The sequence below is a fragment of the Nocardiopsis eucommiae genome, assembly GCF_965344335.1.
GTDB lineage: Bacteria > Actinomycetota > Actinomycetes > Streptosporangiales > Streptosporangiaceae > Nocardiopsis > Nocardiopsis eucommiae.
Genome location: NZ_CBDRIY010000057.1, coordinates 23,551 through 30,491 on the forward strand (window position 1 = coordinate 23,551; position 6,941 = coordinate 30,491).

Below are 6,941 nucleotides of genomic sequence, written 5' to 3' on the forward strand. Positions count from 1 at the left end.
TCTGACATTTCTGGGAGAGGCCCCCTGAACAGCAAAAAGGCCACCCGTGAAGGTGGCTGTAGTGCCCCGGGTGGGATTCGAACCCACACTGGATGGTGTTTGAGACCATGGCCTCTGCCGGTTGGGCTACCGGGGCGAGACTGATGTGTCAAGTCATTCTCTGTATTTCCTTTTGCTGTTGCTCCGGCGTCGCTCGGTCAACGGTGGAGTCACGATTGACGCGGATTGCCGGGGCCAACGGTCAGCATACTAGCGGATCTCGGTAACCTCGTGTACGTGACGAGGACGCAGAGCCGTGTGGTGATCGCGGAAGACGAGGCCCTGATTCGCCTGGATCTCAAGGAGATGCTCGAAGAGGACGGTTACGCCGTCGTCGGGGAGGCGGGCGATGGTGAGGCCGCCATCCGGCTTGCCCAGGAGCTCAAACCCGACCTGGTGATCACCGACATCAAGATGCCGGTGCTCGACGGCCTCTCGGCCGCCGAGCGCATCGCCGGGGAGCGCATCGCCCCGGTCGTGATCCTGACCGCCTTCTCCCAGCGGGAGCTGGTGGAGCGGGCCCGCGAGGCCGGGGCCATGGCCTACCTGGTCAAGCCGTTCAGCAAGTCGGACCTGGTTCCGGCGATCGAGATGGCCACCTCGCGCTACGCCGAGCTGGCCGCGCTGGAAGCCGAGGTCGGCAGTCTCCAGGATCGTCTGGAGACCCGCAAACTCGTGGAGCAGGCGAAGGGCCTGCTCCAGACCCGCCACGGGATGAGCGAACCCGAGGCGTTCCGATGGATCCAGAAGAACTCCATGGACCGTCGGCTGACCATGCGCAAGGTCGCCGAGACGGTCGTCGAGACGCTCGGGGGACAGGCCTCCTAACGGACCGACCCCCGCCGCGCTGAACCGGGGCCGCACCCGATCGGGTGCGGCCCCTTCCCGTGCCCAGGGGGCCGTTGGTCCCGGGAAAGCCTACAGATCGGCAGGTTGCGGCTCCGGAACGTGGACATGTGTCCAGCGTCAACGCGTATCCCGCACCAGTTTGATCACGCTTGCGCACAATGGGGTGACGGTTGGGTCACGTGGCTTAAGCGGCACTGAATGACCGGCATAAATCGGGCTAAACTCACCGCACCGAACAGCTAAAGGACAGCGGCCCCGGATGCCTCCCATCCAGGTGCCGCCAACCTCAGATGCGCAAGGAGCGCGCGTGCGCACACGCCTCGTGACCGTGTTGCTCGCCCTGATCACCGCATTCCTGGTGATCCCCGGGGCAGCGGCGACGGCAGACGAACAGGGCGGTGAGTCGCTGCACGGTCAGATCGGTCAGCCGGACGACCGGGACCAGGGTGTCGAAGGCATCCTGATCACGGTCTTCCAGGGTGATGACGAGATCGATGCGGTGGAGACCGACCCTGATGGAATGTGGGAAGTGGAGTTGCCCGGACCGGGCGACTACCGCCTAGTGGTGGACCAGGAGTCCGTCCCCAGCGAGTTCGCCGTACGCGAGACGAGCCTCATCGTCGAGGGTGTGGCCGAGGTCGAGGTCGAGCCCAACCAGCAGAGGCTGCTCCTCATCGGGTTGGAGCTCCCCGGCGACGCGTCCGGCCAGGACGAGAGCTCCCCCTCCCCGGACGCCGAGGCGTCCGAGGACGCGGAGGAGGACACCGCCGCCGAGGACGAGGCGGTCGCGGTCGAGGGCGTCAGCGGCGGGTTCGGTGAGCGCTTCGCGCAGCTCACCGCGGCCGGTCTGCTGTTCGGCCTGGTCATCGCGATCTCCGCGATCGGCCTCTCCCTGATCTTCGGTACGACGCAGGTCATCAACTTCTCGCACGGTGACATGGTCACCTTCGGCGCGATGATGGCCCTGCTGTTCAGTACCGGTGCCGCGGGGCTGGGAAACTCCCTGCTGGTGATCTTCGCCGGTCTGGGGGGCGCCGTCATGGTGGGCGCCTTCCTGGAGGGCCGGTTCAACCGGACGACGCTGATCATCCTCCAGTGGTCCTCGGTCATCGGCGGTATCGCGCTGGCGACGCTCATGGGCCTGTTCGGTCTCGACCCCGGCTGGCAGGTGCCGCTGTGGGTGGCGGCCGGTATCGCGGTGGTCATGGGCGGTGTGCTCGGTAGCACCATGGAGCGCTACCTGTGGCGTCCGCTGCGCAGGCGCAACGTGGCCCTGATCCAGATGTTCATTGTCTCCATCGGTCTGGCCCTGGTGCTGCGGCACGTGCTCCTGGTGCTCTTCGGCGCGAACCGTCAGCGGTACGCCGGGTTCCAGGTGCAGGAGCTGGTGCACATCGGCCCGATCTCGATGCCCCCGCGCGACCTGGTGATCATGGCCGTCGCGGTCGTGGTCCTGGTGCTGGTGGCCTGCATGCTCCAGTTCACCCGCATCGGCAAGGCGATGCGCGCGGTCTCGGACAACCGGGACCTGGCGGAGTCGTCGGGTATCGACGTGGACCGGGTGACGCTGTACGTGTGGTTCCTCGGCGGTGGTCTGGCGTCCCTGGGCGGCGTGCTCTTCGGCCTGAACCAGGTCGTGGACTACGAGATGGGCTTCCGTCTGCTGCTGCTCATGTTCGCCGCGGTGATCCTGGGCGGTCTGGGCACGGCCTACGGCGCGATGGTCGGCGGTGTCGCCGTGGGTCTGGTGGCGATGCTGTCCACCCTGTGGTTCCCCGCACAGCTCATGCAAGCGTGGGCTCTGGCCCTGATGATCCTCATGCTGCTGATCAGGCCCCAGGGTCTGCTCGGTCGGCGCGAGCGGGTCGGCTAGGAGAGGTAGACGATGGATATTTTCTTGATCCTCGCCGAGTCCGCCCGATCCGCGGTGGGACCGGTGGCCGCGATCTACGCGCTGGCCGCGATCGGCCTGAACATGCACTTCGGTTACGCGGGGCTGCTGAACTTCGGGCAGGTCGGCTTCATGCTGGTGGGCGCCTACGGCGTCGGCATCAGTGTCGCGGTGTTCGAGTTGCCGTTGCTGGTCGGGTTCCTGGTGGGTCTGGCCTGCGCGGTGGTGTTGGCGCTGTTGCTGGGTGTGCCGACGCTGCGGCTGCGGGCGGACTACCTGTCGATCACGACGATCGCGGCGGCCGAGGTGCTGCGGTTGGTGTACCGCGCGGGCTTCGCGGAGCCGCTCACCAACGGTGTGTACGGGTTGCAGAACCTGTCGACGGAGTTCCGTGAGTGGAACCTGGCGCTGGGGCTGTTCGACCCGGCGGGCCGCTACGGGTTCGGTTCGTTCTCGTTCAGCGGCAGCCACATGTGGCTGATGACGGTGACGTGGGGTCTGGTGGCGCTGATGGCGGCGCTGACCTGGGCGCTGATCCACAGCCCGTGGGGCCGTGTGGTGAAGGGCATCCGCGAGGACGAGGACGCGGTGCGCAGCCTCGGCAAGAACGTGTTCGCGTACAAGATGCAGGCTCTGGTTCTGGGCGGTCTGATCGGTGCCCTGGCGGGTTGCATGATGGCGGTGCACCAGGGTGCGATCGCGCCGGACCAGTTCAAGCCGCAGGTGACGTTCTTCCTGTGGGTGATCCTGTTGTTGGGCGGCGCGGGTCGTGTGCTCGGTCCGATCGTGGGTTCGATGGTGTTCTGGTTCCTCATGAACTTCACGGACAAGGTGCTGCGCGGTCTGGGCAGTGAGGGTTACCTCCCGTTCCTGTCGGGTCCGGACTTCGGTGCGATCCAGTTGGCGTTCGTCGGTGCGTTGTTGGTGCTGCTGATCGTCTTCCGGCCGCAGGGTCTGATCGGTGACCGCAAGGAGATGTTGATCAATGTCAAGTGACGAGGTGAACGGCTCCGCGGTGGGTGCCGAGGTCGACCGGATGGCCGGGGCGGTCCCGGAGCCGGGTTCGGCCAAGCGGGATCCGATCCTGGTGGCTGACGGGGTGAAGCGTTCGTTCGGTGGTCTGACCGCCGTGGACGTGGAGCACCTGGAGGTGCAGCGGGGGACGATCACGGCGCTGATCGGTCCGAACGGTGCGGGCAAGTCCACGCTGTTCAACCTGTTGACGGGGTTCGACCGGGTCGACGGCGGCGAGTGGTCGTTCGAGGGCCGGGGGATCAACGGCCGCCGTGGTCACCAGGTGGCGCGGGCCGGGATGGTGCGGACCTTCCAGCTGACGAAGGCGCTCACGCGGATGACGGTGCTCGACAACATGTTGTTGGGTGCTCCGGGTCAGACGGGTGAGCGGATGGCGGGTGCGTTCCTGCGTCCGGTGTGGGGCCGTCAGGAGAAGGTCAACACCGAGAAGGCGCTGGAGCTGCTGGAGCGGTTCAAGCTGATCGACAAGCGCCGGGACATGGCGGGCGCGTTGTCGGGTGGTCAGCGCAAGCTGCTGGAGATGGCTCGCGCGCTGATGACCGATCCGAGCATGATCATGCTGGACGAGCCGATGGCGGGTGTGAACCCGGCGTTGGTGCAGTCGTTGTTGCACCACATCACGTCGTTGCGTGATGAGGGCAAGACGGTCCTGTTCGTGGAGCACGACATGGACGTGATCATGGGGATCAGCGACTGGATCGTGGTGTTGGCGCAGGGTCAGGTGATCGCGGAGGGGCGTCCTTCGGACATCCGGTCCAACCAGCAGGTGATCGACGCCTACCTGGGTGCCCAGGACGTGGAGGGCGAGGACCAGGGGAGTGGCGATGAGTGAGGGGAACGACGGGATCCGTCCGGAGCCCGAGGAGGTCCCGGCCGTGGCCGAGGAGGCCGCCGCCGTGCAGGAGCACCGTGAGGAAGTGCTGGAGCAGGCGCGGGCGGAGGCCCTGGAGGTGGGTGGTCCGGACGACTACCTGTTGCTGGCCAGGGACCTGGTCGCGGGGTACGTGCCCGGGGTGAACATCCTGAACGGGTGCACGCTGACCCTCACCGAGGGTGAGGTCGTGGCGATCATCGGGCCGAACGGCGCGGGCAAGTCGACGCTGATCAAGACGATCTTCGGGCTGATCCCGGTGCGTGAGGGCGGTCTGACGCTGCGGGGTTCGAGTATCGCGGGTCTGGCGGCGCACTCGTTGGTGGAGCGGGGCGTGGGTTACGTTCCGCAGACGCGCAACGTGTTCCCGTCGCTGACGATCGAGGAGAACCTCCAGATGGGGGCGTTCCTGCGGCCGAAGTCGTTCTCGGAGCGGTTCGAGGTGGTGGCGGGGCTGTTCCCGCTGCTGGCGGACCGGCGCCGGGCGAAGGCGGGTTCGCTGTCGGGTGGTCAGCGGCAGATGGTGGCCATGGGCCGGGCGCTGATGATGGACCCGTCGGTGCTGCTGTTGGACGAGCCGACCGCCGGGTTGTCCCCGATCTACCAGGAGGAGGTCTTCCAGCGGGTGAAGGAGGTCAACGCCGCCGGGGTCTCGGTGATCATGGTGGAGCAGAACGCGCGGCGGTGCCTCCAGATCTGTGACCGGGGATATGTGCTGGACCAGGGGCGGAACGCGTACACGGGTTCGGGTCGGGACCTGTTGAACGACCCGAACGTGATCGAGCTGTACCTGGGGACGCTCGCGAAGGGCTGATCCGGGCGTGTGTGGGGGCGGGACCCGTCGTGGGTCCCGCCCCCTTGTCGTGCGTCCGGTCCCTGGGTGGGGTCAGTCGTTGGTGAACTCGACGTACTCCAGGATCTCGTAGCCGTTCTCGCCGAAGTGGAAGACCTCGAAGGTGGCGGAGGTGGGGTCTCCGTTGTCGTCGAGGTCGATGTTGCCGCTCATGCCCTGGTAGTCGATGGGGCGGCCCTCGTCGAGGAGGTCGCGGCACTCCTGGAAGCTGGTGCACTCGGTGCCGTCGGGTCGGGTGACGTCTCCGACGTGGTCGACGTACTGGGCGGGGTCGGTGGAGTTCGCGGACTCCGCGGCGAGGGCGATGGCGGTGACGCAGTCGAAGATGTGCGGGGCGAACTGGAAGGCGTCGAGTTCGGGGTCGAAGGCGCGTAGGTCCTCGTTGAACCGGGGGTTGTTCGCGCTGGGTGCGACGCCGGTGGTGCCGGTGACGGCGTCGGTGGAGGCGGCGCCGATGGTCGCCTCCAGGTCGGGGTCGTTGAGGCCGTCGGTGAGGTAGAACTGGCTCTCGATGCCGCTCTCGATGAGGGCGGCCATCAGCTGGGTGCCCTCCTGGAAGGAGATGAGGGCGACGGCGTCGGCTCCGGAGGTCACGGCGGTGGTGACGACGGCGCCGAAGTTGGTGGCGTCGGGGTCGTAGGTCTCGGTGAGGACGACGTTGGCGCCGAGGGCGGCGAGTTCGGTCTCGACGGCGTTGAGGTAGCCGTTGCCGTAGTCGTCGGCTCGGGCGATGACGGCGACGTCGAGGTGGCCGTCGTCGACGATGCGTTGGGCGAGGACGGGTCCGGCGAGGAGGTCGCTGGGGGCGGTGCGGAAGAAGTATCCGTTGTCGTCGACGCGGGTGAGGTCTGGGGCGGTGCTGGAGCCGGAGCACTGGGCGATTCCGGCGCCGGTGATGGTGGCGTAGCTGGCCTGGGTCATGACGGAGGCGGCGGCGCCGATGACGGCGTTGACGTCGGCGGAGACGAGGTCGTTGGCAGCCTGTTGGGCCTGTGCCGCGTCTCCGGCCTCGTCGGCCACGACGGGGGGTGGGACCTGGGTGCCGAGGATGCCGCCGGCGGCGTTGATCTCGTCGATGGCGTAGTCGACCGCGGCGGTCTGGGGGCGCCCGAGGAAGCTGAGGCTGCCGGTCTGGGGGTAGAGGAGGCCGAAGGTGAACGCGGTGTCGTCCGCGGTGTCGTCTCCGAGGTCGAGGGTGTCTCCGCAGGCCGTGAGGGCGAGGCTGAGGGCGAGGGTGGCCGCCGGGAGGGCGAGGGACCGTGGGGTGGGCATGGCGTGGACGTCCGTTCGAGGGGAGCGTGGTGTGTGGTGCCGTGCGGCCGCCCGGTCCGTGTACGACGAGGCACGGCGCGCGGGGTGGCGGCCGTGCCGGGGGTCTCGCGGTGGTCGTGTCCAGACGGGTC

At 67.5% G+C, this 6,941-nt stretch carries 6 protein-coding genes and 1 tRNA gene; 5 read left to right on the forward strand and 2 right to left on the reverse strand.

Annotated elements, in window-relative coordinates:
* Positions 1-62: 62 nt before the first annotated feature.
* Positions 63-136 (reverse strand) — tRNA-Leu (locus tag ACRWK8_RS25070).
* Between the two features lie 161 nt (positions 137-297).
* On the opposite strand from ACRWK8_RS25070, the gene ACRWK8_RS25075 reads away from it, so the two are divergent.
* From ACRWK8_RS25075 to ACRWK8_RS25095, 5 genes are all read left to right on the forward strand, one after another.
* A complete protein-coding gene (locus ACRWK8_RS25075) occupies positions 298-867 on the forward strand; it encodes an ANTAR domain-containing response regulator (protein ID WP_378741596.1) in 570 nt (189 codons plus the stop codon).
* A gap of 328 nt (positions 868-1,195) precedes the next feature.
* Positions 1,196-2,761: a branched-chain amino acid ABC transporter permease gene (locus ACRWK8_RS25080; RefSeq protein ID WP_378741542.1), complete on the forward strand. Its 1,566-nt coding sequence runs from the start codon at positions 1,196-1,198 to the stop codon at positions 2,759-2,761.
* A gap of 12 nt (positions 2,762-2,773) precedes the next feature.
* Positions 2,774-3,775, forward strand: coding sequence for a branched-chain amino acid ABC transporter permease (locus ACRWK8_RS25085; RefSeq protein WP_431873062.1), 1,002 nt, complete (start codon positions 2,774-2,776; stop codon positions 3,773-3,775).
* Positions 3,765-4,646, forward strand: a complete 882-nt coding sequence (locus ACRWK8_RS25090) for an ABC transporter ATP-binding protein (RefSeq protein ID WP_378741546.1) — start codon at positions 3,765-3,767, stop codon at positions 4,644-4,646. The genes ACRWK8_RS25085 and ACRWK8_RS25090 overlap by 11 nt, the downstream gene beginning before the upstream one ends.
* Positions 4,639-5,499: an ABC transporter ATP-binding protein gene (locus ACRWK8_RS25095; protein WP_378741548.1), complete on the forward strand. Its 861-nt coding sequence runs from the start codon at positions 4,639-4,641 to the stop codon at positions 5,497-5,499. The genes ACRWK8_RS25090 and ACRWK8_RS25095 overlap by 8 nt, the downstream gene beginning before the upstream one ends.
* A gap of 72 nt (positions 5,500-5,571) precedes the next feature.
* Here the strand turns inward: ACRWK8_RS25095 and ACRWK8_RS25100 are convergent, their stop codons facing one another.
* Positions 5,572-6,810, reverse strand: a complete 1,239-nt coding sequence (locus tag ACRWK8_RS25100; protein WP_378741552.1) for an ABC transporter substrate-binding protein — start codon at positions 6,808-6,810, stop codon at positions 5,572-5,574.
* Positions 6,811-6,941: the final 131 nt, after the last annotated feature.